Source organism: Scytonema hankhaensis NUACC26, assembly GCF_045865695.1.
Lineage (GTDB): Bacteria > Cyanobacteriota > Cyanobacteriia > Cyanobacteriales > Nostocaceae > Scytonema.
Window position 1 is genome coordinate 36677 of the sequence record NZ_BAACAP010000235.1, and the last position, 25935, is coordinate 62611.

At 40.8% G+C, this 25935-nt stretch carries 27 protein-coding genes and 2 pseudogenes; 22 read left to right on the top strand and 7 right to left on the bottom strand.

Going from position 1 to position 25935, the window contains the following annotated elements; genetic code table 11:
* Positions 1–748 precede the first annotated feature (748 nt).
* Positions 749–1075: a hypothetical protein gene (locus ACKTT2_RS37370; RefSeq protein WP_407896032.1), complete on the bottom strand. Its 327-nt coding sequence runs from the start codon at positions 1073–1075 to the stop codon at positions 749–751.
* Positions 1076–1243: 168 nt separating this feature from the next.
* On the opposite strand from ACKTT2_RS37370, the gene ACKTT2_RS37375 reads away from it, so the two are divergent.
* Positions 1244–1657 carry a heavy metal-responsive transcriptional regulator gene (locus ACKTT2_RS37375; RefSeq protein ID WP_407896033.1) on the top strand — a complete coding sequence of 138 codons (414 nt, stop codon included), beginning with the start codon at positions 1244–1246 and terminating at the stop codon, positions 1655–1657.
* A gap of 21 nt (positions 1658–1678) precedes the next feature.
* On the opposite strand, the gene ACKTT2_RS37380 is transcribed toward ACKTT2_RS37375, so the two are convergent.
* On the bottom strand, positions 1679–2446 hold the full coding sequence (locus tag ACKTT2_RS37380) for a WG repeat-containing protein (protein WP_407896034.1): 768 nt from the start codon (positions 2444–2446) through the stop codon (positions 1679–1681).
* A gap of 100 nt (positions 2447–2546) precedes the next feature.
* Here ACKTT2_RS37380 and ACKTT2_RS37385 point away from each other — a divergent pair, with 100 nt between their 5' ends.
* The 7 genes from ACKTT2_RS37385 (at position 2547) to ACKTT2_RS37415 (ending at position 9654) form a co-directional block, all read left to right on the top strand.
* Positions 2547–3224, top strand: coding sequence for a TetR/AcrR family transcriptional regulator (locus tag ACKTT2_RS37385; RefSeq protein WP_407896035.1), 678 nt, complete (start codon positions 2547–2549; stop codon positions 3222–3224).
* Positions 3225–3327: 103 nt separating this feature from the next.
* Positions 3328–4581 carry an HlyD family secretion protein gene (locus ACKTT2_RS37390; RefSeq protein ID WP_407896036.1) on the top strand — a complete coding sequence of 418 codons (1254 nt, stop codon included), beginning with the start codon at positions 3328–3330 and terminating at the stop codon, positions 4579–4581.
* Positions 4578–6503: an ATP-binding cassette domain-containing protein gene (locus ACKTT2_RS37395; protein ID WP_407896037.1), complete on the top strand. Its 1926-nt coding sequence runs from the start codon at positions 4578–4580 to the stop codon at positions 6501–6503. The genes ACKTT2_RS37390 and ACKTT2_RS37395 overlap by 4 nt, the downstream gene beginning before the upstream one ends.
* A 194-nt stretch (positions 6504–6697) precedes the next feature.
* A complete protein-coding gene (locus tag ACKTT2_RS37400; protein WP_407896038.1) occupies positions 6698–7795 on the top strand; it encodes an ABC transporter permease in 1098 nt (365 codons plus the stop codon).
* A gap of 15 nt (positions 7796–7810) precedes the next feature.
* Entirely contained in the window at positions 7811–8947 is a 1137-nt protein-coding gene (locus ACKTT2_RS37405) for an ABC transporter permease (RefSeq protein ID WP_407896039.1), read from the top strand.
* A gap of 160 nt (positions 8948–9107) precedes the next feature.
* Positions 9108–9305 (top strand): hypothetical protein, encoded by a 198-nt coding sequence (locus ACKTT2_RS37410; protein ID WP_407896040.1) that lies wholly within the window; start codon positions 9108–9110, stop codon positions 9303–9305.
* Positions 9306–9315: 10 nt separating this feature from the next.
* Positions 9316–9654: a hypothetical protein gene (locus ACKTT2_RS37415; RefSeq protein ID WP_407896041.1), complete on the top strand. Its 339-nt coding sequence runs from the start codon at positions 9316–9318 to the stop codon at positions 9652–9654.
* 193 nt (positions 9655–9847) lie between these two features.
* Here ACKTT2_RS37415 and ACKTT2_RS37420 read toward each other — a convergent pair whose 3' ends face one another.
* Together ACKTT2_RS37420 and ACKTT2_RS37425 are read right to left on the bottom strand one after the other, a co-directional pair.
* Entirely contained in the window at positions 9848–10141 is a 294-nt protein-coding gene (locus ACKTT2_RS37420) for an HNH endonuclease (protein WP_407896042.1), read from the bottom strand.
* A 9-nt stretch (positions 10142–10150) separates the two neighbouring features.
* Positions 10151–10405: a hypothetical protein gene (locus tag ACKTT2_RS37425; protein WP_407896043.1), complete on the bottom strand. Its 255-nt coding sequence runs from the start codon at positions 10403–10405 to the stop codon at positions 10151–10153.
* Between the two features lie 70 nt (positions 10406–10475).
* On the opposite strand from ACKTT2_RS37425, the pseudogene ACKTT2_RS37430 reads away from it, so the two are divergent.
* Positions 10476–10628 (top strand): annotated as a pseudogene (locus ACKTT2_RS37430) (photosystem II q(b) protein); the annotation flags it as partial.
* A 219-nt stretch (positions 10629–10847) separates the two neighbouring features.
* Here ACKTT2_RS37430 and ACKTT2_RS37435 read toward each other — a convergent pair.
* On the bottom strand, positions 10848–11648 hold the full coding sequence (locus tag ACKTT2_RS37435) for a DUF4058 family protein (RefSeq protein ID WP_407896044.1): 801 nt from the start codon (positions 11646–11648) through the stop codon (positions 10848–10850).
* 166 nt (positions 11649–11814) lie between these two features.
* On the opposite strand from ACKTT2_RS37435, the gene ACKTT2_RS37440 reads away from it, so the two are divergent.
* Positions 11815–12141, top strand: coding sequence for an acyl carrier protein (locus ACKTT2_RS37440; protein WP_407896045.1), 327 nt, complete (start codon positions 11815–11817; stop codon positions 12139–12141).
* A gap of 155 nt (positions 12142–12296) precedes the next feature.
* Here the strand turns inward: ACKTT2_RS37440 and ACKTT2_RS37445 are convergent, their stop codons facing one another.
* Together ACKTT2_RS37445 and ACKTT2_RS37450 are read right to left on the bottom strand one after the other, a co-directional pair.
* The gene (locus ACKTT2_RS37445) at positions 12297–12506 is read right to left on the bottom strand and encodes a hypothetical protein (RefSeq protein ID WP_407896046.1); all 210 of its coding nucleotides are present in this window, start codon (positions 12504–12506) and stop codon (positions 12297–12299) included.
* Positions 12507–12672: 166 nt separating this feature from the next.
* Positions 12673–12795, bottom strand: a pseudogene (locus tag ACKTT2_RS37450) (type II toxin-antitoxin system RelE/ParE family toxin); the annotation flags it as partial.
* Between the two features lie 296 nt (positions 12796–13091).
* Between ACKTT2_RS37450 and ACKTT2_RS37455 the strand changes: the two are divergent.
* From ACKTT2_RS37455 to ACKTT2_RS37510, 12 genes are all read left to right on the top strand, one after another.
* Entirely contained in the window at positions 13092–13604 is a 513-nt protein-coding gene (locus ACKTT2_RS37455) for a hypothetical protein (protein WP_407896047.1), read from the top strand.
* 1011 nt (positions 13605–14615) lie between these two features.
* Complete coding sequence (locus ACKTT2_RS37460; RefSeq protein ID WP_407896048.1) at positions 14616–15929, top strand: glycosyltransferase family 4 protein; 1314 nt, start codon at positions 14616–14618, stop codon at positions 15927–15929.
* A 672-nt stretch (positions 15930–16601) separates the two neighbouring features.
* Positions 16602–17027: a hypothetical protein gene (locus ACKTT2_RS37465; RefSeq protein WP_407896049.1), complete on the top strand. Its 426-nt coding sequence runs from the start codon at positions 16602–16604 to the stop codon at positions 17025–17027.
* 4 nt (positions 17028–17031) lie between these two features.
* Positions 17032–17874 carry an ABC transporter permease gene (locus tag ACKTT2_RS37470; protein ID WP_407896050.1) on the top strand — a complete coding sequence of 281 codons (843 nt, stop codon included), beginning with the start codon at positions 17032–17034 and terminating at the stop codon, positions 17872–17874.
* A gap of 16 nt (positions 17875–17890) precedes the next feature.
* A complete protein-coding gene (locus ACKTT2_RS37475; RefSeq protein WP_407896051.1) occupies positions 17891–19135 on the top strand; it encodes an ABC transporter ATP-binding protein in 1245 nt (414 codons plus the stop codon).
* 73 nt (positions 19136–19208) lie between these two features.
* Positions 19209–19958 carry a class I SAM-dependent methyltransferase gene (locus ACKTT2_RS37480; protein WP_407896052.1) on the top strand — a complete coding sequence of 250 codons (750 nt, stop codon included), beginning with the start codon at positions 19209–19211 and terminating at the stop codon, positions 19956–19958.
* Complete coding sequence (locus tag ACKTT2_RS37485) at positions 19959–20939, top strand: hypothetical protein (protein WP_407896053.1); 981 nt, start codon at positions 19959–19961, stop codon at positions 20937–20939. It abuts the gene before it with no gap.
* A gap of 15 nt (positions 20940–20954) precedes the next feature.
* On the top strand, positions 20955–21713 hold the full coding sequence (locus ACKTT2_RS37490; RefSeq protein ID WP_407896054.1) for a class I SAM-dependent methyltransferase: 759 nt from the start codon (positions 20955–20957) through the stop codon (positions 21711–21713).
* A 2-nt stretch (positions 21714–21715) separates the two neighbouring features.
* Positions 21716–22708: a glycosyltransferase family 2 protein gene (locus tag ACKTT2_RS37495; RefSeq protein WP_407896055.1), complete on the top strand. Its 993-nt coding sequence runs from the start codon at positions 21716–21718 to the stop codon at positions 22706–22708.
* A 28-nt stretch (positions 22709–22736) separates the two neighbouring features.
* On the top strand, positions 22737–23609 hold the full coding sequence (locus ACKTT2_RS37500) for a class I SAM-dependent methyltransferase (protein ID WP_407896056.1): 873 nt from the start codon (positions 22737–22739) through the stop codon (positions 23607–23609).
* A 54-nt stretch (positions 23610–23663) separates the two neighbouring features.
* The gene (locus tag ACKTT2_RS37505) at positions 23664–24659 is read left to right on the top strand and encodes a glycosyltransferase (protein WP_407896057.1); all 996 of its coding nucleotides are present in this window, start codon (positions 23664–23666) and stop codon (positions 24657–24659) included.
* A complete protein-coding gene (locus ACKTT2_RS37510) occupies positions 24660–25907 on the top strand; it encodes a glycosyltransferase (RefSeq protein ID WP_407896058.1) in 1248 nt (415 codons plus the stop codon).
* Positions 25908–25935: the final 28 nt, after the last annotated feature.

Consider the following 25935-nt stretch of genomic DNA (forward strand, 5'->3'; position numbering starts at 1 on the left):
ATAAAATTCTCCTTCAGTACTTATAGCAATCTTTTTTCTAATTGGTATAAATTGAAATTATAGTTTTAAATACACTCTTGTAGTAAATTTGCTGAAGCTACAAGTCATAATTATTTTTAACATTTTGCTTTCCTGTTCTTCTCTCTGAAGCTTGTAAATGAAAGTAGAAAATTTAGATTTTCAGGGAGCATCGTGTGGATAATAGTGATGAACGTGGCAGTGGCAGATTCAGCTTTTAAAAATTTATAATGCTAATCAATCCTTATAAGGATGTTTTAGAATTTTGGGCAAATAGAATTCGCTAAACTGTTGCGCTTTTAATTTACATAGCGGGATGGGCGTCCTCGCCCGTCCAGTCTCAAAAGTCATCCATCTTGTGGTACGGGCGTCCTCGCCCGTCCAGTCTCAAAAGTCATCCATCTTGTGGTACGGGCGTCCTCGCCCGTCCAGTCTCAAAAGTCATCCATCTTGTGGTACGGGCGTCCTCGCCCGTCCTCTATGGGTGACGGGCTAGAAGCCCGTACCACAAGAAGTTAAACTTTAAAAGTTATAACTCCATTTGCAAGACTTTCCAAACATCCTCTAAGAGGTTGTTTGAAAAGTGGTTGGTTGTAATTTTAGTCACTTATCGCTCCCCCCTAGCCCCCCTTAAAAAGGGGGAAAATACTCTGAAAGTCCCCCTTTTTAAGGGGGATTTAGGGGGATCTTGAATGTTTTGCTACTGATGACAGGACTTTTCAAACATCCTCTAAAAGTCAAAATAGTTGAATAAATCGAGATTAAAGTGGGTATTGCTATCTGTAGGTAACTTTAATCTTTCTAATCTTGCAATTTCTTCATATTCTAACCAATGACCCATTCTTGAAGACTCTAGTTTGAGTCTCTGGTATCTGGAGGAGCAATTCTCCGACTCCTTTGAGTCTAACTGCTCTAAATCCCATACAGGCAGGTTCTCGTTATGTATAGCTGGAATATCGAGAAGTTGATATATATCTTTATACTCCGAAGAGTCAGCGTCTGTATTAGCTAATTCTAAGTGAGTGTCTTTGTTATTATCGTTTTTATCGCACATCATATTTGTTTAAGCCCGCCTGTTGGAGAAGCTATTATTTAGCTTTCCCCAAAATTTTGCAGAATTAACAGGGGTATTGTTCGGGTTTCTCTTGACTCTCTAGTTAGCTGGAGAGTTTAAGATGAAAATAGTACTTCTCTCATGACACGATAAAGGTAGGGTGAGACAGATATGTTAGTCAAAGAACCGCTAAAACAAATAGGCGAAGTTGCTAAAGAAAGCGGCGTTCCTATTAAAACTATCCGCTATTATGAAGAACTTGGATTACTTCAAGCTTCGGAAAGAACTGAAGGTGGATTTAGATTGTTTAATTCTGAGGTTTTTGCACGTCTCAAATTTATTAAACGCGCTCAACATCTAGGCTTAACTTTGTTGGAAATCAAAGAATTTTTAGATGTTCATGATGATGGGTTTATGCCTTGCGATCGCATAAAAGTTCAGTTGAAAAACAAGCTCTCAGCCATTGACGAACAAATCCAGCAATTATTTATTCTAAAGTCTGAGTTAGAGGAACTCCTTTCTGGTTGGGGAAAAATCACCGAACAAAGCGAAGAAACTATTTGTCCTATTATTGAGCGGGATTAAATATAGCGAGCGGTGTATGAGTTATTTTCCCTCACTTTGAATAGCTGCTAAGCCTTGATTAAAATGTAAGGCTGTTTCAAACTGAGGTTTAATGACTGTCTTGCCAGTAAAGTCGATGTAGCCCCACTTGTCATTAATTTCAACTGCTGCTAACCCATTTTTAAAAGCTAAGGCTCCTGAAAACTGTGGTGGAATGACTATTTGACCAGAGGGATTTATATATCCGTATTTATAATCGATCGCAACTAGGGCTAATCCATTTGAGAAGGTATAAGCTAACTGAAATTTTGGCAGAATGACTTGTTTCCCGGTGCGATCGATATAACCATACTTATCTCCTACTTTGATTTGTGCTAAATCCTCAACAAAATTCCAAGCTAAATCAAATTGTGGTTCTATAACGACTTTTCCTGTTTTGTCAATAAAGCCATACTTACCATTTTTAACAATACGAAAGAGCTGGCTTAGTGCTTGCATGGGTTTGTTGACTTGAGAGGATGTTTTAAAAGTTTTGGGCGAATAGAATTCGCTATTATACAAACAAAGTCCGCCTACGCGGACTAATAAAGAATCAAGGTTTTGAAACCCACATAGGTGGGTTTTGCTTGTATAGCCGCGACTTCTAGTCGCAAAGGTATGCAAAAAATTAGTCTTACCAAATCTGTTGTTATCCCTCTGGTTTAACTCTACTGGTGTTTCTGAAATAGAAGCAACTTTTTGCGGGCTTACCAAAATTGCTCCCGGTAACATCAGCAGTATGGCTATCTTTCGGAATAGGATGATTCTCATCTACTTGCTGAACTCAAGTGAAAGTTAAGAAAAATTGATTGTTCTATTGTAGTGATTCCGATATGTTATTATTTGATTGACTAATCAATCAAGTGTAGTTATGCCTCCACGTGTCGAACAAGACTTTGAAGGTCGGCGACAGCAAATTATCGATGGTGCTTTACAAGTCTTTTCCAGTAAGGGGTTTGAGAAGGCAACCAATAAGGATATTGCGGCGGCTGCAGGAATTGGTTCGCCCGGTTTGATATACCACTACTTTAAAGATAAAGCTGACTTGTTTCGTCAGGTGGTCGAACAACGTTTACCAGTCCTGCAATTGCTGATTCACAACGAAGAAGAGATGATGAGCAAACCTCCCAAGGTTGTGCTGACCATTTTTGCTAGAGCTTTTCTCACTGTCTTGGATAATCCAACATCTATGGCAATGATGAAACTCCTATTTTCAGAAGCGATTCGCCACCCTGCTGTGGCTGAGATGGTCAACAAAATAGGACCGAGTCGTTCTATCTCTTTTTTGACACGCTATTTGGAGAAGCAAATGGCTGCAGGCATTTTCAAGCCAATGGACTCAGCAGCAGCAGCTCGCTGTTTCGTTGGTTCGTTTCTTGCCTACATGATTACACGTGAAGTTTTTCTACAGCCCGATGCTCGGCAAATTAGTTTGGATACTATGGTGGCAACTGCAGTTGACATCTTTTTGCAAGGTATGCTTGTCACTGCTGAAACACAGCAATATACAGCCACCTCGAAGGTCAGCTACACCGCTCATTTTCAATAATAAATTTTTTTCCCGCAAGATTGATTAATCAGTCAATCAAGTTTGTCATTGGTTATTGGTCATTTGTCATTGGTTATTTGTCAATTTATTGTTGTGAGGTTTTATGACACAGACACCAACGGAACCTATTCAGGATGAGCAAAACACGAACCCTGTGGAAGATGGGATGCTGTCTCAGCCACCATTCCCACAAAAACCTCAAAGACATATTCCCAAACCAGTCTTGATATTAGGAGCGCTCGCATTGATTGCAGGTGCGGGATATGCTGTTTATCGAGGTTTTATTTATCGACCAGAACCTGAAGGTCTATTTTTAAGTGGGCGCATAGAGGGTTATGAAACGGATGTCTCGGCAAAAATAGGAGGTCGGATTGCTAATGTATCGGTCAGAGAAGGAGACTTTGTAAAACCCGGTCAATTGTTGGTGCAGATAGATGATTCAGAATTACGCGCTCAATTGCAAGGTGCAGCAGCGCGAGTGCGAGGAGCGCAAGAACGTTTGGAACGGAGTCGCCAACAGTTACCAGTATTACAAGCGCAACTTCAGCAAGCTAACCTCACAACACAACAAGCAAAACAAGAAAGCCAAGGTCGAGTCGAACAAGCAGAAAATGCACTCTTCGCGGCGCGATCGCAACTTGTAGAAGCCCAAGCTAATTTAGAACTATCACAGGTAAAACAGAAACGAACGAGTTACTTATACGGTCAAGGTGCAGTTTCAGCCCAGAGCAAAGATGAAGACAATGCTGCTCTTAATGTAGCTCGCGCTAGAGTTGCTACAGCCAGACAACAGATACAGTCATCTCAAGGAACCCTCACCCAAGCCCAAGCAACACTTCGCAACACACCGATCCGAGCTGCTGCTGCATTACAAATAGAAAAACAAATTCTCCAAGCCCGCACAGATATTACAGTAGCCCAACAGGAAGTCAAAGATACCCAAGCGACACAAGCACAAATTCAAGCAAACTTGAACTACTTAAAAGTCAATAGCCCGCTAGCAGGTAGCGTCATCACCCGTTCAGTAGAACCGGGCGAAGTCGTAGCAGCAGGCGCACCACTACTCACGATAGTCAATCTCAATAACCTTTACTTACGTGGCTTTATTCCTGAAGGAGAACTCGGTAAAGTCAAAATAGGTCAGCCAAGCTTAGTTTACTTAGATACATATCCCAAGCAACCTCTAAAAGCAACAGTCACCAGAATAGATCCCAAAGCTAGCTTCACACCAGAAAATATTTACTTTAAAAAAGATAGAGTTACACAAGTCTTTGGCGTGGAATTAACTCTTCAAAATTCCCAAGGTTTAGCAAAACCAGGAATGCCAGCTGATGGGAGGATTGTGGAGGGACAATGAAAACAATACGCACTCATCCAACAAATACCCCCGTCATTTCTATACGAGATTTGCAGCACAACTACAAACAAACAAACGCTGTAGCAGGTATAAATATAGACATTTATCAAAGCGAAATCTTTGGGCTTATAGGACCTGATGGGGCTGGCAAAACGACTACATTCCAGATTCTCTCTGGTGTAATGGAACAAACAAGCGGTGTTGTGGAAGCACTGAATTCTAAACCTTGGGATGTACGCTTGCAAATGGGCTACCTTACCCAACGCTTTAGTTTATACCAAGACATGAGCATTTGGGAAAACATACGTTATGCAGCAGGTTTGCGCGAAGTCAGCGAAACAGCTTTAAAAAATCGAAGCGATCGCTATCTCAAATTACTAGACTTAGCCCAGTTTAAAGACCGTCTCGCCGGACGCCTTTCAGGAGGGATGAAGCAAAAACTGGCTTTATGCTGTGCGCTCATCCATCAACCTAAAATATTGTTGCTAGATGAACCAACAACAGGTGTAGACCCCGTATCGCGACGGGAATTTTGGGACATTTTAGCAGAACTTGCTGTAACGGAAGGGATGACAACAGTTGTTGCAACTCCTTACCTCGATGAAGCAGAACGCTGTTCGCGAATTGCTTTGATGTATGAGGGAAAAATTCAACAATGCGATACACCTGCTCGCGTTAAAGCTAGCTTGGGTATGAAACGGTTAGAAGTTTATTTGCCAGTATCGGAGCTAGATAAAATAGCAGACATTCTCAGTGAAAATGCTGACTTGCAAGAACTTATTTCTGACGTACAACGCTTTGGCGATCGCTTAGATGTGTTAACAGCAGAACCGGGCGAAACCAAACAAAGAATCCAGTCTATTTTAGAAAGAGAACAGATTCTAGCAGAAAGATTTCTTGTTGATACCCCGACTCTGGAGAATACTTTTGTAGCTCGATTGCGAGAACAAAAAGCAACTGTTTCTGCTAGCAATTATCCTCGCATATTTCCTCAAGAAAATGCTTCCGGGACAGCCATAGGCGCACAAGATTTAAATAAATTTTTTGGTAATTTTCATGCTGTTAAGAATATCAATTTAAATATTAAATATGGTGAAGTTTTTGGTCTTTTAGGGGCAAATGGTGCGGGAAAAACAACCGTTATCAAAATGCTTTGTGGTTTCTTGCCAGCTAGTTCTGGAAAAGTTTCCTTAGCAGGAGAAACAGGTCAATTACGCTCTACAACAGTGCGGCAAAAAATTGGTTATATGTCACAAAAATTTACTTTGTATGACGATTTGACAATTGGACAAAACTTAGAATTTTATTGTGGTGTGTATGGAGTCCCTCGCCGCCATCGACAAGCCAAGAAAAATTGGGTATTGCAAATTAGCGACCTCGTGGGTCAAGAGGATAAGTTAACTCGCGATTTACCCGGTGGTTGGAAACAGAGAGTTGCTTTTGGTGCAGCAGTCATGCACGAACCAAAAGTTTTGTTTTTAGATGAGCCAACCTCCGGCGTTGACCCCTTAGCAAGGAGAGAATTTTGGCGCTGGATTAACCAGTTTGCCAGGGAAGGGATGGCAATATTGGTGACAACACACTATTTAGAAGAAGCAGAACAATGCCACCGTTTGGGTTTTATGGTTGCGGGAGAACTTGTAGCACAAGGAACTCCCCGTCAAGTCAAACAGGAACAACCAGGACAATTGGTGGAATGGGAGTGCGAACCGTTGCAAACAGCTTCGGATTGGTTGAAGCAAAAGTTAGAACGTTGGCGGGTATCTATTTTCGGTTCGCGCTTGCACACTGTGTTGGATAAACCGCCCTTGCAGATTCCTCAAGTGAAGACTTGGTTGCAAGAGGCTGGGGTCAAAGTACAAAGTCACAGAGAGATTGAGTTTTCTTTGGAGGATGTATTTATTTCAGTGACCAGAGTGTAGGTTGGGTTGAGGAACGAAACCCAACAATCCACACAATCCCCAATCCCCATTGCCCCTTATCCCCAGAGGGGGCCCCGAGTTCCCCAATCCCCAATCCCTATTGCCCCTTATCCCCAGAGGGGGCCCCGAGTTCCCCAATCCCCATTGCCCCTTATCCCCAGAGGGGGCCCCGAGTTCCCCAATCCCCAATCCCTATGAAACGTATCTTTGCTCAAACTATAAAAGAATTATCGCAGTTGGGACGCGATCGCCTGACTCTGACTTTGGCTCTTTTTTTACCTTTGATGCTGCTGCTGTTGTTTGGGTTTGCGGTGTCGTTGGAGGTGAATAAGATTAATTTTGCAATTCAGGATTTGGATGGAACTCCTAATAGTCGGGAGTATATCGCGACTTTTGAGCGTACAAATAAGTTTAATATAGTTGCCTCTGGTTTTGAGGTGAATGTCCCTAGATTGTTGGATGAGGGTAAGGTTGCTGCAGGTTTGATTATTCCTCCAAAGTTTGCTCGCAATTTACTACGAAAAGGGGGGGAGGAGGTGCAAATTTTAGTTGATGGTACTGATGCTAATACGGCTAATATTGTTAGGGGTTATACTAAAGCCGCGACTAATGCTTTCAAGGAAAATCTACTGGGAAGCCAATCTTCTCAGGTGAATCTTCAGTTTCGCTTGTGGTATAATCCTGGTCTGGAAACTTTGAGATATATTGGCCCTGGTGCGATCGCAATTACTGTGACTCTGTTTCCTCCGTTACTTGCTGCTTTGGCGGTAGCGAAGGAGTACGAACAGGGGACTATTCTGCAAGTTTACGCTTCTAGTTTAACAGGTACGGAATATTTATTTGGGAAGGCAGCAGCATTCTGGCTAGTGGGTATGGCGGAGGTGCTGTTTGTCAATGTGGAAGCATGGCTGTTCTTTGGATTGTGGTTTGTAGGCGATCCGACACCCATGATTTTCAGTTCGATGCTTTATATTGCTTGTGGTGTTTTTTGGGGGATTTTTGTGGGGAGTAATACGAAAGTTCAAAGTGCTGCCATTCAAGCAGTTGCTTTTACTGCTTTTTTACTCTCACTTCAGTTATCTGGATTTATTTATCCCATAGCAAATATTCCAACTAGCATTCGTTGGATTTCCAGTATTATTCCGGCTCGTTATTACATTGAGTTAAGTCGCGATGCTTATGCGCGTGGTGTGGGTTGGTTGGGTGTTTGGTCTCAGGTTTTGGCTTTGTTTGGGCTGGCTAGTTTGTTCTTCTTTTTGGCTTGGCGTAAGTTGCAGAGGATGAGAGTTTAGCACTTGGGTATGATTATGGTTTTCAATTTAATTGACACAATTTTAGGAAGTCGGTTTTGGGCGTTGTTCCAAAAGGAATTTGCTCAAATATTCCGCAATCGTCAGCTTGTGATGCAACTGCTTGTACCGCCAACTGTCTTTTTGATGCTGTTTGGTTTTGCTTTAAATCCGGAGGTGGAAAATCTGAAGGTTGGTATTACTGATTACAGTAACAGCAGTGCTTCACGGGAATTCGTACAAATATTTGACCAGACGGATGCATTTGTGGTGAGTAGGTACTATCCCGACCAAAATGAGATGATAGCGGATTTGGCGACGGGAAAACTAACGGTTGCTATGACGATTCCGCGAGAGTTTGCTGGGGATGTTGCTAAAAAGCGTCCTGTGGAAGTGCAGGCGCTGTATGATGCTGTTGATGCAAATACGGCAAGTATTGCTTCGAGTTATATCAATCAGTTGGTGAGTGACTACAACTCGCGACAGCAGAATAATGAGGATTCACAAAAGAACGGGGTACGAGTTCGGGTTTCGATTTTTTATAATCCTGGGTTGGAGAGTTCTTGGTTTATCGTGTCGGGAATGTTTGGCATTGTACTGACGGTGATTGGTTCTCAAGCTGCTGCTTCTTTAGTGGTGAGGGAAAAGGAAGCAGGGACTATTGAGCAGTTGGTGATGACTCCTGCTTCTAATACTGAGGTGATTCTGGCTAAGGTTTGTCCGTTACTGGTTTTGCTAACGTTGGATGTTTTGATTGCTCTTGGTGTTGCAAGGTTGGTGTTTGGCGTACCATTACGGGGTAATTTGTTGGTGTTTTTGGCGATCGCTGTGCTTTACTTTTGGGTGGGTATTAGTATTGGGATTTTGATTGCGACTTACTCAAAGAGCGAACAGCAGACACAGTTGACTGCTTTTTTTATTAATCCACCTTTGGTTTTGTTGTGTGGAGCGTTGACTCCAATTTCTTCAATGCCAACCTATATACAATGGCTCTCTTATTTAGATCCTTTGCGCTATTTTATTGAGGTTTGTCGTGGGGTGTTGTTGAAGGGGGTGGGTTTGGAGACGCTTTGGCCTCAAGTGTTGATTTTACTGGTTTTTGCTACGTTGCTCATGTCTTTGAGTGTTCGACAGTTTCGCCAACAGTTGGGGTGAGCACCTGACCAGTGTCCTTTTTCCTGACAATTCTACTAGTTTAACAGCAGGTAACTGTGAAATTTCATTAGGATAATGTAGAATACATTAGGTAACTGTAAGGATACTAAACTACTCAGGTGTAGTAATCTAGGATAATTAAGCGTATATTTGACTATCTATGCCTAACGCCCCTAAGAAAGATCGTCCCAGAGTGCAATTTGTATGCGACCAATGGGTCAAGGAGTACCTTGACCAATGGGCGGGAGTGGAAAACCGCTCTACAAGTAACTTGATTGAAACTATCATTTTGGACGCAGTAACAACAAAACAAGCACAGGGAGAGTTGCCACAACTACCCAAGCCACCTAAAAAGTGAAGGAACACTAATGACCAACGCAGAACAACCCAATAGGTTAGCTCTTATAGAAGCACTTCTGTTGCAAACTGTACAGCAACAACAGGCTAACACAGCTGCTATTACACAACTAACTCAGCAACAGCAGAATAACACAGCAACTATCTCACAACTAGCCCAGCAACAAGCAGAACTCAAACAAGAATTGCAAGATAGCATTAGCCACTTGGTTAGCGTGATAGGTAATTTTGTTGAAGAAGCGCATCAAGATCGAGCGATCATCCGGGAACTTCAATCTGAAGTCAGGGGCATCCAAACTGAAAACCAACGAATTCTTCAATATCTGTTTGGACGACAAGGGGAGAGGTAAGTATCGCGATCGCCGCACTATAGCATAACACCAGACTGCTCCCTTACTGACTCATGGGCTGTAATGCCGATGCAGAAGGATACCTACCAACTGTCATTAATACTTGACGTTCCACCACAAGGCGAGTCATTGTTAAAATCAAAATATACGTACCGTGACCTCTCCAACGTCTGTCAAAGGCCGAATCATAGCATCAACGAAATCGAAAATGATCTCCCCAAAAATCGCGACGTGGATTAAAAAACCTCACGAGTTCCCCAGTTTGCCAATTAATCGACCCTAAATCGGTTCCTTTTTGGAGATTGCAAAAGATACAAGAATAAGCGAGGTTTTCTGCTGTGGTTGTACCGCCGTGTTTGACGCTGATAATGTGGTCAAGTTGAAAATCTATACTATCCGTATCTGAAAACAGACAGTACTCACACAGACAATCAGCACGTTTGATAAATAAACGACGGAGATCTGTACTAATGTAGGGACTGAGCACTTTCAATACTTACTCAATTTTCATATAAGTATAAGCACGGGCTTCTGCTAACCTCATTATATGCTCTAACGTCAAAAAACAATCTAATTCCTTCTTTTCATCTGGTGTCAGTTCTCCAGCGTGATGAGCATATACCAGATCGTCTAAACGTTCTTTTGCCTCAGCCGATATTTTCAAATCAATCACGCTTTGAGGAGTTGTTCCCGCAGCAATAAACTCGATGATTTCATCGTAAACTTTAGTAACCTTGACTACGGTAGTCATATATGTATATATTTTTCTGGATTTACTTTATCTATGGTAGTTGAAATAAATATCCTAGGGTTCTAAGTTTCGGCTTATTTTCCAATACGCAAGCTTCAACAACAGCCGCTCCTTGCACTTCTTCTTGGCAGCATGGCCAGTGGTAGGTATCTGGTTCACCGCATTGGGCATCAGCACCATGGCGTTTAACCTCAACGGCTTTAACTTCAACCAGTCCGCGATCGTCACAAGGTTCAATAAGCAAAGCTTAATGACATCAAATTAAATAAAGATATGTTGCTACAATCTCTACTACGCTTGGCTTTCAGACTTTTTCTTACGCCGAACTCAGGTAATTTCAAGTTTGGCTTGATTAACAGAAAATTCAGAGTAATAAAATAGCGGGCGAGGACGCCCGCCCCACAAGATGGATGATTTATTTCTTGAAATCTTTAGTTTTTGATTATGCATCTTGAGTGTGAGTTAATAATTTTGCAACCCACTCTCGATCGATTGTTGATAGCGCAGGAGGTGGGATAGGTTGGCGATAATCGATTCTTGTAGAATAACGGGCGCGATCGTAGACGCCGTTAAAGATGTCTTGTAATGGCACTAGAGGTTCTTCTTCGTTTGGCTTGAGGGGAATTGGAAAAGTAGGTAGTTTTTGTTGCAAGGTAAGGCTGTATAAATCGGCGGTGGGACGGCGATCGCTTCGACTGATGAGGATGCGGTATGCTGTTGTGGATCGCATTCCCAGAATTGCCATTGGTTTACCACCGCGTAGCAAGTCGAGTTCTACCAAGTGAGTGGAACTGCCAAGAATTGCTCGTCGCTTTTTCTCATACGCTGTTCTCCCGTCTCCAGAACGCTTATTCTTTGGAGATAAAAGTTCTATAACGGTGATTACATCGTCTGTCAGAATTTCTCTGACTTCCAGATAGCGCTCGTTTACAGCAAAAGGCATGGGGATTTCAACTCGTTCGGGTCGAATCTGGGTGGCTGTGGAGCGATCGCTTGCTATGATTTGTTCTTCTGTGGAATTATCGGAGCGATCTGAGAAGATGATGGTATCTGGAATACCGATGAGTAAGCCATCTTCTGTATCATCGCTTTGATAAGTACGAGTTTCCACTTCTACGTAGTACTGGGAACCGAGTTGCGGTTCTATTGCATCGGCAATGGCTATAATGAGTCGGCTGTGAAACGAAGACCAAAAGGTAGGTTGTTCTAGATAGGGGTCTATTCCCGGAAATGGTGAGGGCATTTGTTTGCTCCCATCACGCAAGAGTTTTTTCTAGTATACTCGCAATCGATATCATAAGGATTCGCCAAGCTACAGTTAGTAGTGGAACATTAGTAAAATTAGTCAGTAAACCGAGGAAGGTTGGTAAAGGAAAACGTTACGAATGTCAATTTCAAGGAGAAGTATTGTGAGTCTCGAGCTACCTATTATCCCAAAATCAGGAGAAGTATTTTTAGCTATAAATTTAAGTGCTGTTGAAAATCTGACTGTGGCTGAAACCTTAAATTTACTGGAACAAATGGGTTACAGACCGCAATTGCGTTATCGTCAAGCTAAAGATGGCAAGGTTTCACTATATGCTCTTCTTAAACACGATCGCGTAGAGCCAGAGATGCTCACGAATATAGATTATCTTGGGGATGAATTGGATGCACTTGCAGAGGTTATTCAACCAGCAGATGCTATTACGTCTCCTCGTGGGCTTTCTCCTGCAAAAAAAGCAGTGACAGCATAAATATTTTTTACTGAATAAAAATTTAGCTGAATGTGAATCGGGAAGATAGGCGGAAATGGTGAGGGAGTCCGTCTACTTCCATCACGCAAGAGTTTTTTTCCAATATATTGGGCATTGCTAACCAAAAGTTTTGGTGGTTGGTTATGCTTACAATCCTACGACCCCTTGTCCATTGATTCTTCCTCTGATTCTTTAATGGTAGAAATACCCGCTAGTGCGACTGGTGGACGGTTTGGAAATTCAACAACGAGCTTTAACTCACCGCCCATTGCGCCAATGTATTTCCGTAATGTTGAGAGTATTAGATCGGTTTGCTGTTCTAGCTGAAAGATATTGCCTTGGTCGATTTGAAGAAGTTCTGCCATTTGTTCGGTGAGTAAGTTTGAGCGCAGTTCTTAATTGCTGTCGTGTCATTTCCTCAGCTATGAGTAAGTTAGATTCTTCTTCAATTTTTTTCCGTCGTTCTGGCGACAACTGTTCTAGTTTTTCTTGCAAAGTTTTTCCCATAGTTTATTCTCCGTTTTCTTCTTGTTAAGTCTTTAGTTTTGCAAGATGCGCGTCAAACCTGGTATCAGCAGTTTTGATTAGTTGCTTATAAAAACGACTTTCACTACTGCCTGATTTGTCACCTGCAACTAGCAATATTGCACATCGCTACAACCTCCACTCGGTACATCATGCGATCTCTCCCCAGTAAATGGATGGAGTAAGTGGCATTGCATGAGCGTTGGAGTTATCTCAATCTGTGGATTGACGTTTTTTACCTCTGGAATATTTAGGTTGGAGGAGATTCCTTTTCTCTGAAAAGCAGACTACATATTGAAAAAAGTTTGTAGTTGCACTGTAGCTAATAGCTCGCTTTCGCAAACAGTGCCACTACAAAGTGTAGCGTTGTTTGGGGAGGAGGATGAGGGATTTTGTCGATCGAATAACACACTGGGGATAAAATTATGAATTACCTGTTCGCTGTTTTACCGGATAGAGTTAAGGCTGAAGAAGCTTACACGGCATTGGAGAAGGAAGGTTTACCCACTAATCAAATAGACATTCTGGGTCAGGGTTATAAGAGTGCTGATGAGTTTGGGTTGATTGACCCGAACAAGCAGGCTAAGAAAGGGTTTGCTCGTTTGAATTCTTGGCTGGTTCCTTTTGGTTTTGTAGCTGGGTACGCTTTTAATGCTTTGACGGGGATTGAGATTTTGCCTATTGGAAATATTGGTAATCACGTTATTGGTGGGATTTTCGGTGCTGCTGCTGGTGCTATGGGTGCGTATTTTGTTGGTGGCGGTGTTGGTTTGGCTGTGGGGAGTGGAGATGCTCTACCTTATCGCAATCGTTTGAATGCAGGGAAGTATTTGATTGTTGTGAAGGGGACTGAGGAATTGACGAATCGAGCAACTCGCATTTTGCGTCAGTTCGAGCCGGAAAATTTGCAGGGTTATGCAGAGCCTACGGGGGCTTAAGTCGTAAGGACAAGGGGATGGGAATATGAGGGTAAGGTATACCTTCTCCCAACTCCTGTCTTGAAAATAGGGAGTAGGGAAGAGGGATTTTCATAAGGAGCGTTGTGGGCGCGATCTCAGATGATGGGTGTCTTGCTGGTTAATACGGATGCATACTAAGGATAAAAAGTATAAACTTTTATATTTTTCTCAGAGATAAATGAATATGAAATTGTTTTGACTGTAATGGTACATCGGACTAAAAGAGGAAAGTTTTGCCCTAAAATGCGAGAGCTTCCAGCAATAATGCCTCATTAGTATTTATAATCTGTTGTTCGCTTGCTTGTTATGGCTCAACCTGCTTAGGTTAAAAGCTCAAGCCTAGTTCTTTATGGGAATTTTATCTAAGTAGTTGTCTGAAAAATTCAGTACTATTACTAATAGTGATAAAGTGTAAAAAGAGTAATATGTATTTGGCAATTAAAACTTGTAACAATAAGGAAATAGATAAGCCGCTTATTGGTTAGTAAAAAACAACGAAATATTTTATTAAATCGAGCTACTGACTTTTTTTATTGAAATCTTGAGCTTTATGACTGGCTAGCCAATTCCTTTTCTAGCTAAAAGTTTAGGTTAGTAAAAACTTATTCAGTACCAAATGCACGAGATCGTAGTAATTCTAAAGCGAGGGACGCTGTAGATGTGATTCTCGCTTTTTTTTGGGTATTTTTTAGGTTAAATATGAACACTACGACAATATAAAAAATGTCCTTATACCGTTTGTTTGTGAAGTTGCAATATATTTTACCCCCCGGCTTACGCCGTCCCCCCTTAATAAGGGGGACTACAGGGGGGTCTTATAAGGCGCATTTTCATACAGAATTGGTATCACTAAAGATCGAAGTCTACTTAAACTTGTTTTAACTGATAATAGGAGTTTTATTTCCTACTGCGGTACTGACAGCTTAAGCATTAGTCAAACAAGGTTTTTCAAAAAATATTAGAAATTCTTTCTGCAAGAGCGTACCATTTATGACACAAAGTGAAAGAGTGCAGCAATTCGTTCAAAGTGACTTGAAAAGTTTACAGCATATTGATGTCAGAGATTTTCTTGGGATAGAGCGATTTATCAAGTTGTCTGTTATCACTCAGTTTTTTCCGCCGGACTTCGCTGCCACTGGACAGTTGATTGATGAATTAGTGAGGCATTTGGAGAAGCAAGGTGTAGATATTGAGGTCTTTACAGGTCAACCAGGATATGCGTTTAAGACGGCTAAAGCTCCTACAGTTGAACAATCTGGTGGATTAAAAATAAAGCGCTCGTGTACTACCCAACTCTTTCCTCAACGGATTCGTGGCAAAGCGATCAACGGTATTCTGTTTACCTTGCGTGCTGCACTCTATTTGTTTAATGCTGCTCGTCGTCGTAACGTTGCTTTATTAACGACTGCTCCTCCATTTTTACCAGTCTTGGGATATCTTGCACATATTCTGTTTGGTTTGTCTTATGTTTGCATCCTTTACGACCTTTATCCAGATATTGCGATCGCACTCAATGTCCTACCAAAACATCATTGGATAGCTCGTATCTGGCGGGGTGTTAACAGACAGGTTTTGAAGAAAGCGAAGGGCATTATTGTTCTTAGCCCAGCAATGAAGCGACAGGTGGCTGCTCAATGTCCGGAAGCTGCTCACAAAATTTCTGTCATCCACAGTTGGGCGAATCCAGATTTTATTGTGCCTATGGAAAAGGAAGACAACTGGTTTGCCCATCAACACGACTTAGTGAGTAAATTTACTGTACTGTATTCAGGCAACTTGGGTCGATGCCATGACATAAGAACTATGTTGGAAACAGCTCAATACTTACAAGACGAAGAAAACATTCAGTTTGTGTGTATTGGTGGTGGGGCTAAACGGGATGAGTTGATTCAACAAGTGCATCAACTGGGGCTGAAGAATTTTTTGTTTCTTCCGTATCAAGAAAAGGGTGTGTTACCTTATTCCCTGACAGCCTGCGATTTATCACTGGTGAGTGTAGATCCTGGTATGGAAAACCTAGTTGCACCGAGCAAACTTTACCCTGCTCTCGCAACGGGACGACCTGTTGCTGTTGTTTGTCCGGAACATTCATATTTAAAGCAGCTGATTGCAGACGGGAATTGTGGAAGTACGTTTGAGAACACAGATAGTGTTGGTTTAGCTGAGTTTATTCGCTTGCTGAGTCGAGATCGGAAGTTAGCTGAGAAGATGGGTCAAGCAGCTCGTGACTACGTTGAGTGTTATTTCACTCCTCAGGTGATATCGAAGCAGTATCTCAGGGTATTACAGGAGGCTATGCTGTAGGGCTTGTAGCGTTTTTACAGCAGTTTTCACCTAAATGAACCACACCGATTGTAGGGGCGCAAGGCATTGCGCCCCTACGACTGTACTGAAAATGGCTGTAATTTACAGTTAAAGGGCAAGTGGGCAGCCCACTTAGCGTTTTCATACGTTAGTAATTTTACTTGTATCAATTGCATATAGAAACAATTATTCAGTAGTTTTACGAATAGCAGAATTTTGGATACGCAATATTATATAAATGTCAATTAAAAGCACGGAGAATAATATACATAAATTCTTAAGGGATTACATAGCTGACCAACCTACTTATTAGTCAAAAACTTAATATTTTAATTTTCTTGCTGATATGTTAGGAATGACTACTTTTTGGGAAATATAGGCTCGGCAAATAAAGCAACAGGATCTTAGAATTATGTATTCTTGTTCATCTACTTAATTGTAAATACTTAGTCAGTCTAGTACCTAACGTTATGTGTGCTGAACCTGTCAGCAACGCGTAATTGCGATGCTTGAAAAGTTTGAGTACAAGGGTATAACGCTAGACAAATCTTGTTGAAATTAAATATATCTACCACGATTTAGGAGCGGGCTTCGATGGTCTTTCGATCTCAGTCCCTCCTCCACAAAACCTTCATTTTGTCTGTGTATTATCTGTCGATAAAGGAGGTTGAAATGCAGAGAAGGTGTGACCGAAATCGCAAGCGTTCAAAACGACGGGCTATTTATTGCCCAATGCATGGTTGCTATCTTGATAGCGTCAGTCAAAAACATCCGTTATTTGCAGATAAGGCTGGACAACTTCAGCAACGAGGGATGGGGCGAAAGAGTTCTTTATTGTTAATAGGGAGCAAAACCACAGTACTTCTGAGTGGTGAATGGTTGGAGGCTTTTTGGTGTCAACAGTGTCAGGAGACAAAATGGTATCACGTGCGGAAGAGGGATAACACTTATGATTTGTCTGTTGCACCTCCAGAACTTTGGCAGCAGGCAATGGGGGTGGTTCCTCTACAAGGAAATCCTTCTGTAGGAGAGTTTAGCTTGCGGCACGCAAAGAAAGTTGGTTATAGGTGCAGGGAGGATTTTAGGTTTGTTGGATGAGCCAATGATGAATGGTCAAGAAACTACCAAGCATGAGTTAGTTCTTGAAGCCGGACGTATGGAACGGCAGTACTGGAAGGACTTGTGGCGTTACCGGGAATTATTTTATTTTCTGGCGTGGCGAGATATTCTTGTACGGTACAAGCAGACTGCGATCGGTATGGCTTGGGCGCTGATTCGTCCGTTTTTGACGATGGTGGTGTTCTCCTTTGTGTTTGGACAGTTAGCAAAGTTGCCTTCCGAGGGTGTACCTTACCCAATTTTGGTGTTTGCAGCAATGTTACCGTGGCAGTTTTTCGCCAACTCTCTCTCGGAATGCAGTAATAGTTTAATTGCGAATGCTAACTTGATTTCAAAGGTCTATTTTCCACGGTTGGTTGTACCTACAAGTGCAGTAGTAGTCAGCTTTGTGGACTTTTTAGTTTCAGGGATGATTTTGCTGGGGTTGATGGCGTGGTACAACTATGTGCCTAGCTGGCGTATTCTTACACTGCCGTTGTTTATTGCGATCGCCTTTGCTGCATCAACGGGCGCAGGGTTGTGGTTGGCATCTTTGAATGTGCAGTACCGCGATTTTCGTTACATCGTGCCGTTTATCGTGCAGTTCGGTCTGTATATTTCGCCAGTAGGATTTAGCAGCAGCATTGTTCCAGAACAGTGGCGGTTGCTTTATTCGTTGAATCCAATGGTTGGGGTGATTGATGGCTTCCGTTGGGCGATTTTAGGAGGGGAAGCACATCTGTATTTACCAGGCTTTGGCTTGTCTTTAGGGCTGGTTGTCTTGCTGTTCTTTAGTGGTATTTGGTATTTCCGCAAGATGGAACGCACATTTGCAGATGTGATTTAGGTGAGGAGCAGAATAGGTGTCAGATACGGTTATTAGAGTTGAGAATTTAGGTAAAAAGTATATTATTGGGCATCAGCAGCAGGAGAGATATACAGCACTACGGGATGTGATTGCCAATAACGTTAAAGCTTTGTTAAACCCATTCCAAAAGGAAAAATCTCAAATCCAAAATTCTAAGGAGGAGTTTTGGGCGCTGAAGGACGTTTCCTTTGAGATTAAGCAGGGTGACAGAGTTGGGATAATTGGGCGGAATGGGGCAGGAAAATCGACATTATTAAAGATTTTGAGCCGGATTACTGAGCCTACTACAGGGAGTGTTCGGATTAAGGGACGGGTAGCAAGTTTATTAGAGGTTGGAACTGGTTTTCATCCAGAGTTGACGGGAAGGGAGAATATCTTTCTCAACGGTGCAATTTTGGGAATGAGTAAGGCTGAAATTACAAAGAAGTTTGATGAAATTGTTGCATTTGCTGAGGTTGAGAAGTTTTTAGATACGCCAGTAAAGCGGTATTCGTCGGGGATGTATGTGCGATTGGCGTTTGCGGTGGCGGCTCATCTAGAACCGGAGATTTTGGTGGTGGATGAGGTGCTAGCTGTCGGGGATGCAGCGTTTCAAAAAAAGTGTTTGGGGAAAATGGAGGATGTTGGTAAAGAGGGGCGAACAGTTCTATTTGTAAGTCACAATATGTCTGCTATACGAAGTTTATGTACACTAGCTATAGCCTTATCAAATGGAACTTTAAAAGATATAGGTGAAATTAATAATATTACTGATAAATACCTTGCTGATATTAGTAAATCTAAACCAGAAACAAATATTGATAATACAAAATATTTTAATGTTCATGATGTTCAAATTAGTTCTCCAAATAACTTAGTTATTAAAACTTTTGATTTAGTAGAAATAAAGATTGTTTTCTCAGGAAAAACAAATATTATTGAACCTGATATCTATATATCTATATCTACGATAGATGGTAATCGATTAGTAGGAATAAATTTTAGAGATTTTCAACCGATTCCACCATTAGCTTCAGCCACTATTATAGAAGCAGTCATTTCCATACAATCGCTGCCACTTTTGCCGGGTCAATATCATCTCGAGGTGCAGATGAAAGATAATGCTTTACATAGATGGGAGTTTGTGCCAAAGGCTTTTTTATTTGAGGTAATTGAAACTCCAATTTACGGGAGTCGTAAAATTGATAGTTGGTTTGGTTATATTGGACTAAAAATTAACACTACTACACATACTTATTAAAACAAAAGTTTTTTATTTATGATAAATAATCATTTATTATTAATAATAAAATGTATTTAAAGGAAAATTTTTTATGTCTTTGAATAATTTAATGCCATTTTTAAGAAGTCATGAATTTATAGTTAATTTAGTTAGAACTTTTCGTAGATTAAAATATAAAATACAACGTCATAATTTTATCAACTGCTATTTGAAATCACATCCAATTAAAAAATTACAAATAGGGGCAGGTTCAAATCTTTTAGAAGGATGGCTAAATACAGATATATTTCCAATACATGAAAGAAATGTGGTTTTTTTGAATTCAACAAGGAGATTTCCATTTGAAGACTTAACATTTGACTATATTTTTAGTGAACATCAGATTGAGCATATTAGCTATTGTGAAGGAGTACATATGCTTCGGGAGTGTTTTCGAGTTTTAAAACCTGGTGGAAAAATTAGGATATCTACACCCAATCTCAAATTTTACATTGAGCTTGCTACTCAAAATAAAAATGACGTGCAAATAGACTATATAAAGTGGGTGACAGATAGCTATATTGTAACAGGGTTTTATCGTGCAAAAAACTATATACCAATTAAAAATAATTACAAAACTTCATTTGTAATTAACGATATATTTAATAATTACGAACACAAATTTATCTATGATGAAGAAACGCTTAAAGAAATTATAGAAGCTGCGGGATTTATAGATATTACTGACTGTAAGCCTGGTCAAAGCTATGATGCTAATTTGAGAGAAATTGATGTTAGTATGAGTGGAATGGCTTACTTTGGAACTATGGTTTTAGAAGGTAAACGTCCGGAGACAAGTTGAATGAATAAGTATTCCGAAAAAGCAGTTATTACTCTTGCTACTGGAAAGCCTGAGTATATAAAGATGGCTACTAATCTTGCTCGCTCTTTCAAAAGATGGCATAAAGATAAATCAGTTAGATTTGTTATAGCAACAGATCAAAAGAATTTAATTCCTCCGGATTTACTACCAAATATTGAGGTGATTGAAATACAAGCTGGTCAGTACGGACAGGGTTTTTCTCCTAAGCTGCACTTAGATAAACTTGCTCCTGCTAACAAGACGCTCTTTATCGATGCAGATTGCCTTTGTGTTGGCTCCCTAGAACCTGTTTTTAAACGGTTTTCGGGTCATGCTGTGTCTGTTATTGGACGTAGTATATCTGAAGGAGAATGGTTTGGTGACATAGGAACAGTTTGCCTTCGGTTTGGAGTTGTATCATTACCTAAATTTAATGGAGGTATTTACTATATTGAAAAAGGAGAACTAAGCGATCGCATTTACGCTACTGCTCGTGAGTTAGAGCCACAATATGATGATATTGGATTAGTTCGCTTAAGAAACCGCCCAAATGATGAGTTATTGATGGCAATTTCAATGGCATTACATAACCAAATACCAATTCCTGATGATGGTTCTATTCTGAGCGATCCACAAGCCTGTCCTGGTGGTATTTTAATAGATGTTTTGCGAGGAAAGTCAAAACTGCTTAATCCTCTGGCACCTCATCCTTTGCATCAAGCTTGGTATCCATTTGTAGAAGTTAATCCGGTATTAGTACACTTTTTAGGTCACCATACTACAATCTACCCATACAAGCGAGAAGAACTCAGGTTGTATTTAGTACAAACCCAAGGTTGGCCAATTTGGTTAGCGGATTTTTGGGCTACTCTATTCTGCTCCTTTCCTCTTTTAAGTACGCGTACTTTAAAGAATATTCTAAGACCTGTTTTTCACAAGCTATTTGGCGTGAGAACTGTGTTGCAATCAAACCGTATATAGCTAGAGTTAAATTACATGAACAGTACAACTATCACTTATAGTTCTGACTATTTTAATGAGGGAATTTTTGAAACTGATTATCAAACGATAGCAACTGCCATTTTTGAACTTTATCATCCTACAACAGTAGCAGAATTTGGTTGTGGACCCGGTCACCTAAGCAGGGAATTAGCAAAACTTGGTGTGCAAGTTACAGCAGTAGATGGTTATTCCAAACCAAATTTTGAAGGTCTTTCAGTAGAGTTTCACCAGTTAGACTTGAATGACTCTGTTGCGATCGCTAACTGCTTTGCTAATAAACACTTTGATTTAGCGATTTCTCTAGAAGTAGCTGAGCATTTAGAACCACAAGCTTCAGCTACTTTAATTATGTGGCTTGCAAGAGTAGCTCCGGTAGTAGTATTTGCCGCAGCAGTCCCAGGTCAAGGTGGACACGGACATATTAATTTACGGCCTCGCGAGTATTGGCACAAAGAATTTACTCAATGCAACTATGTAGGAGCAGATCGAGTACGTGAGAAGTTACGCACTCACCCAAGTGTTGCGCCTTGGTACCGTTACAACATACTGGATTATGTCCATGTTAAACATCCTCAAGTTCCATCTCTGAGTGATGTGATTTCTCGCTTGATTGCATCTGAGTCAGCAGTAGCAACAGCCTTCTACAAAGAATCTACAAGATGTTGTTTAGCTGAAGCACGTTTGAAGTACGCTCCTGTGCAGTGGTATCTGAAACTACGAAAATTTGTAAAAAGCTTGTTAGGTCGAGGTTAGCCATGAGTATTGAGGTCTCAATTATCATTCCTACGTATAACCGTCTTTGGTGTCTTCCCAAAGCTGTAGATTCTTGCCGAAATACTAAGTGTCAGGCTGAAATTATTGTAGTGGATGATGGTAGCACTGATGATACTTGGGAGTGGTTGTTAACTCAGAAGGATGTAATAGCAGTTAAGCAATCTAATCAAGGTCAACCTTGGGCAATCAATACAGGTACTGCTATGGCTAGAGGACAGTACATCCGCTTTTTAGATTCAGATGATTTGCTTTGTTCTGACACTATTGATAAACAGTTTGAACTGGCGACCATGACAGGATCTGACTTAGTATACTCTCGTGTTGATAATATGTACTATCCATCTGGAAAAATTATAGAATCCCCTGAGCCACCTTTGTGGGATGACTTTCTAGCTATTCAATTAGGTGAAGGTTATGGAAGTCATTTTTTGGGAATGTTGTTTCATAGAAATCTAGTCGAAAAGGTACCACGTCGTCCTGATTTTGCATACCGGGAAGACAGAATGTTTCTGCTAGAAGTGGGTTTACTTAATCCAAAATTGGCTCATGTTCCTGGACGTGCAGGCTATTGGGTACAGCACAATCAACAAATGCAGGCTAATTATCGCGGTTTGAAATCTGTTGCAGCTAATTGGCAAAACCTAAATATCTATAAACGTATCTTGGGTGAATTAGCTCAACGAGGTGAACTGACTCAGCGGCGTCGAAAAGCAGCCTGTAAAGTTCTTTGGTCTTTAGCACATTGGATTGCTTATACTCATCTACGTGAGGCTTGCGAAGTTGTGGATTGGATTTATCAGCTAGATCCTGATTTTCAACCACCTAACTCAGGGTTGCTAGGAAAGCTATACACTTATCTTGGCTTTCGGCAATCAGAAAACTTATTATGGCTGCGGCGAAATGTTTTGACTTTGTTTCGTCGGCATTCAAACATAAAATATCATGATTTTCCAATTTTCACTGAAACACATTAACGAAATTATATTCTTTTAATAGATCCAGATGCTCTCACCTAGAACAGTACTCAACACCATTAACAACCTACTACTTCGACCGCTAAATTTACATCTCGATACCTTGACATCTGAGAAATTTGAAATAGAAAGGCTAAAGGATTTAGACCAAAAAGGTCACTTTGAAAGTCCTGGTTTTAATTTACCTCCAGGATTTTTTTCTAATTTATCCCAGAAATTGTTAGATGATATTAAACTGTATCAACATGAGTTTGAGAAATTAGTTGCTCCTAATCTCAACCAGGTGAAATACACATACAATAATAACTATTTCACATCTCCAGATACCGAAGTACTATATACGATTATCCGTACAAATAACCCTGAAACAGTAATGGAGATTGGTTGTGGTAATAGTACAAAAATTGTCCGACAAGCAATTATAGATGGTAAGTTAAATACCAAACTAGTCTCAATAGATCCATCACCTAGAACAGAGATTGTAGAACTGGTAGATAATTTTTATCCAAAGCAATTGGAAAGCTTATCTGAGCAAGAAATGAATTTATTTAGTTCGCTTAAAGCTGGGGATATTCTATTCATTGACTCTAGTCATGAACTAAAATCTGGTAATGATGTTGTTCTGCTTTATACAAAGATAATTCCGGAATTAAAACCGGGGGTGTTAATCCATATACATGACATTTTTTTACCCTATGAATACCCTAGAGATTGGGTTGTAGAACAGCGTTGGGGATGGAATGAGCAGTACTTAGTTCAATGTATATTAACTATAAGTAACTCGTTTGAAGTACTGTGGCCAGGGTATTTTCTTCAGCGTTCCCGTTCAGATTTTGCAGATCATTTTTCCCATCTCCACAATCGCTTAGCACAGAGTCTCTGGCTGCGAAAAATTATCTGAATATGATCCCACAGCCTGCGGTATGAGTTACGAAAAGATAGCACGGAAATACAAATGGTCATAAAGCCTCTCAATCTTTTTTATGAAGAACCAGAAGGCGATCGCTGGCTACCATTAGATCGCTATCCACGCCGTATTATCCGCCGTCTTGTGCATGGCAAGCCAAGAATTGGAGGACAAACGCGAGTTTTTCTTAACCTTTGTGCTGGATTAGACCGACTAGAAGTTACTTATCGAGTTAATGATTACCGATATATTAAACGACATCCTGAAGAAGTAGCTTGTATTATTGGTAAACCTTTTGTCTTAGATAAGATTAAATGGCAAAATCCCATTTTATTCGGTGCAGCAGTTTTCTCACATCCATGTGATGACCCTCAACTTTTTGAGCGTCTACCAATCAAAGAAATTTTAGTTCCAGGAGAATGGATGAGGCAAATGTGCGAACCATATTATGGCAAGCAAGTTCTTGCTTGGCCTGTGGGAATTGACACAGATAAATGGGCACCAGTACCAATTAATAGTAAAGATATTGATATCCTTCTCTACGATAAAGTTAGATGGGAACATAGTCGTTACGAGTATGAAATTATTGCTCCGATAAAATCATATCTAGAGCAGCAGGGTTTGAAAATAGAGGTAATCCGCTATGGCTTTTATCGAGAACAGGAGTTTCACTCTCTATTAACTAGGAGCAGAGCAATGATCTTTCTTTGCGAGCATGAAACTCAGGGTATCGCCTATCAGCAGGCATTGTCTTGCGGAGTGCCTATCTTGGCTTGGGATAGAGGAGGATTTTGGCAAGATCCCTCTTATTTTCCTCACAAGGTGAAATTTGAGCCTGTCAGTTCAGTTCCGTACTGGGATGAGCGCTGCGGAGTCAAATTCAAAGACATTCACGAGTTCCCTATAAGGTTGAGGGAGTTCTTAGAAAAACTCAACTCTCAGCAATTTTCCCCCCGCAACTATATTTTAGAAAACCTCTCTCTGGAAAAGAGTGCCCGCCATTACCTAGAAATTTTGAACCAAGTGCAGAAAAGCATAACTTAGATGGCAAATATTCTTATCCTAATTAGCGGGCATCTGTGTATGGCTCCTCGTCCTCAAAAGGAAGCAGAAGCACTAGCTAACGCTGGTCATGATGTGACAGTACGTGGTTTTTGGTTTGATCCAGAATTAATGAAACGCGATCGCCTCCTCATCGTTAACAAAAAATGGCGGTTTGAACCAATCATTGACTTTCAACCAATATATCGCCAAAAAAACTTTGGAATCAGACTCAAAAGCCGAGTAGCTAAGGAAAAATTTAAACGGTTCGGCACTTTCTCACCTGCCTTACTAGGATACGGTGTAAAAGCAATGCTGAAAGTTGCCCGTCAATTTCGTGCTGACTTGACGATTGTTCACTCGGAAGCAGGGCTTTGGGTAGGCAATTGTTTACTAGATGAAGGCTACCGTGTAGGAGTAGACTTTGAAGATTGGTTTTCTGAAGACCTTTTACCGGATGCTCGTGCTGTTCGACCAATTACTCAACTGAAGACTTTAGAGAGCCGCCTTGCTCGTGACTGCACTTACTGTTTAACGACCTCCCATACTCTAGCTGAGGCTTTGGCAGAAGCTTACCAAGCACCAAAACCAACTGTTATTTATAACACGTTTCCTTGGGGTGAACGGCAACAAATTGATTACCAAAAGCGCGATCGCCGCAATCTTAACCTACCATCCATTCACTGGTTTTCTCAAACCATTGGGTCGGGACGAGGATTAGACACTCTTTTTAACGCTTTACAGTACCTAAAAATACGTGTAGAAATTCATCTTCGAGGCAATTACCCTGATAGTTATCGTCAAGAATTAGAATCGTTAGTTCCAACTGAGTGGCGTGATTATCTATTTATTCACCCCACCGTCTGTAATGCTGAATTACTATCTCGTATTGCCGAGCATGATATTGGGTTAGCTTTGGAAGTTCCGTATTGCTTAAACAAGCAATTTACAATCAGCAATAAACTCTTTCAGTACTTGCAAGCTGGTCTAGCAGTGATTGCTACTGACACAGTTGGTCAACGGGAAATATTCTCCCAACAGACTGCAATTGGTCGATTAATTCCCAGTAATAATTCTTTATCTTTAGCACAAGCTCTAAACGAATTGTTAGAATTACCAGAGAAATTAAAGTTGGCTAAAGATGCGGCTCTACTGGTATCTAAAAAACAGTTTACTTGGGAAAATGAAGCACAAAAACTTGTAAAGATAGCTGAGGTTGCACTGATTAAGAAGAGTAAAAATGTTATTTAAAACATTCAATTAAAGCAAAAAATTCTAA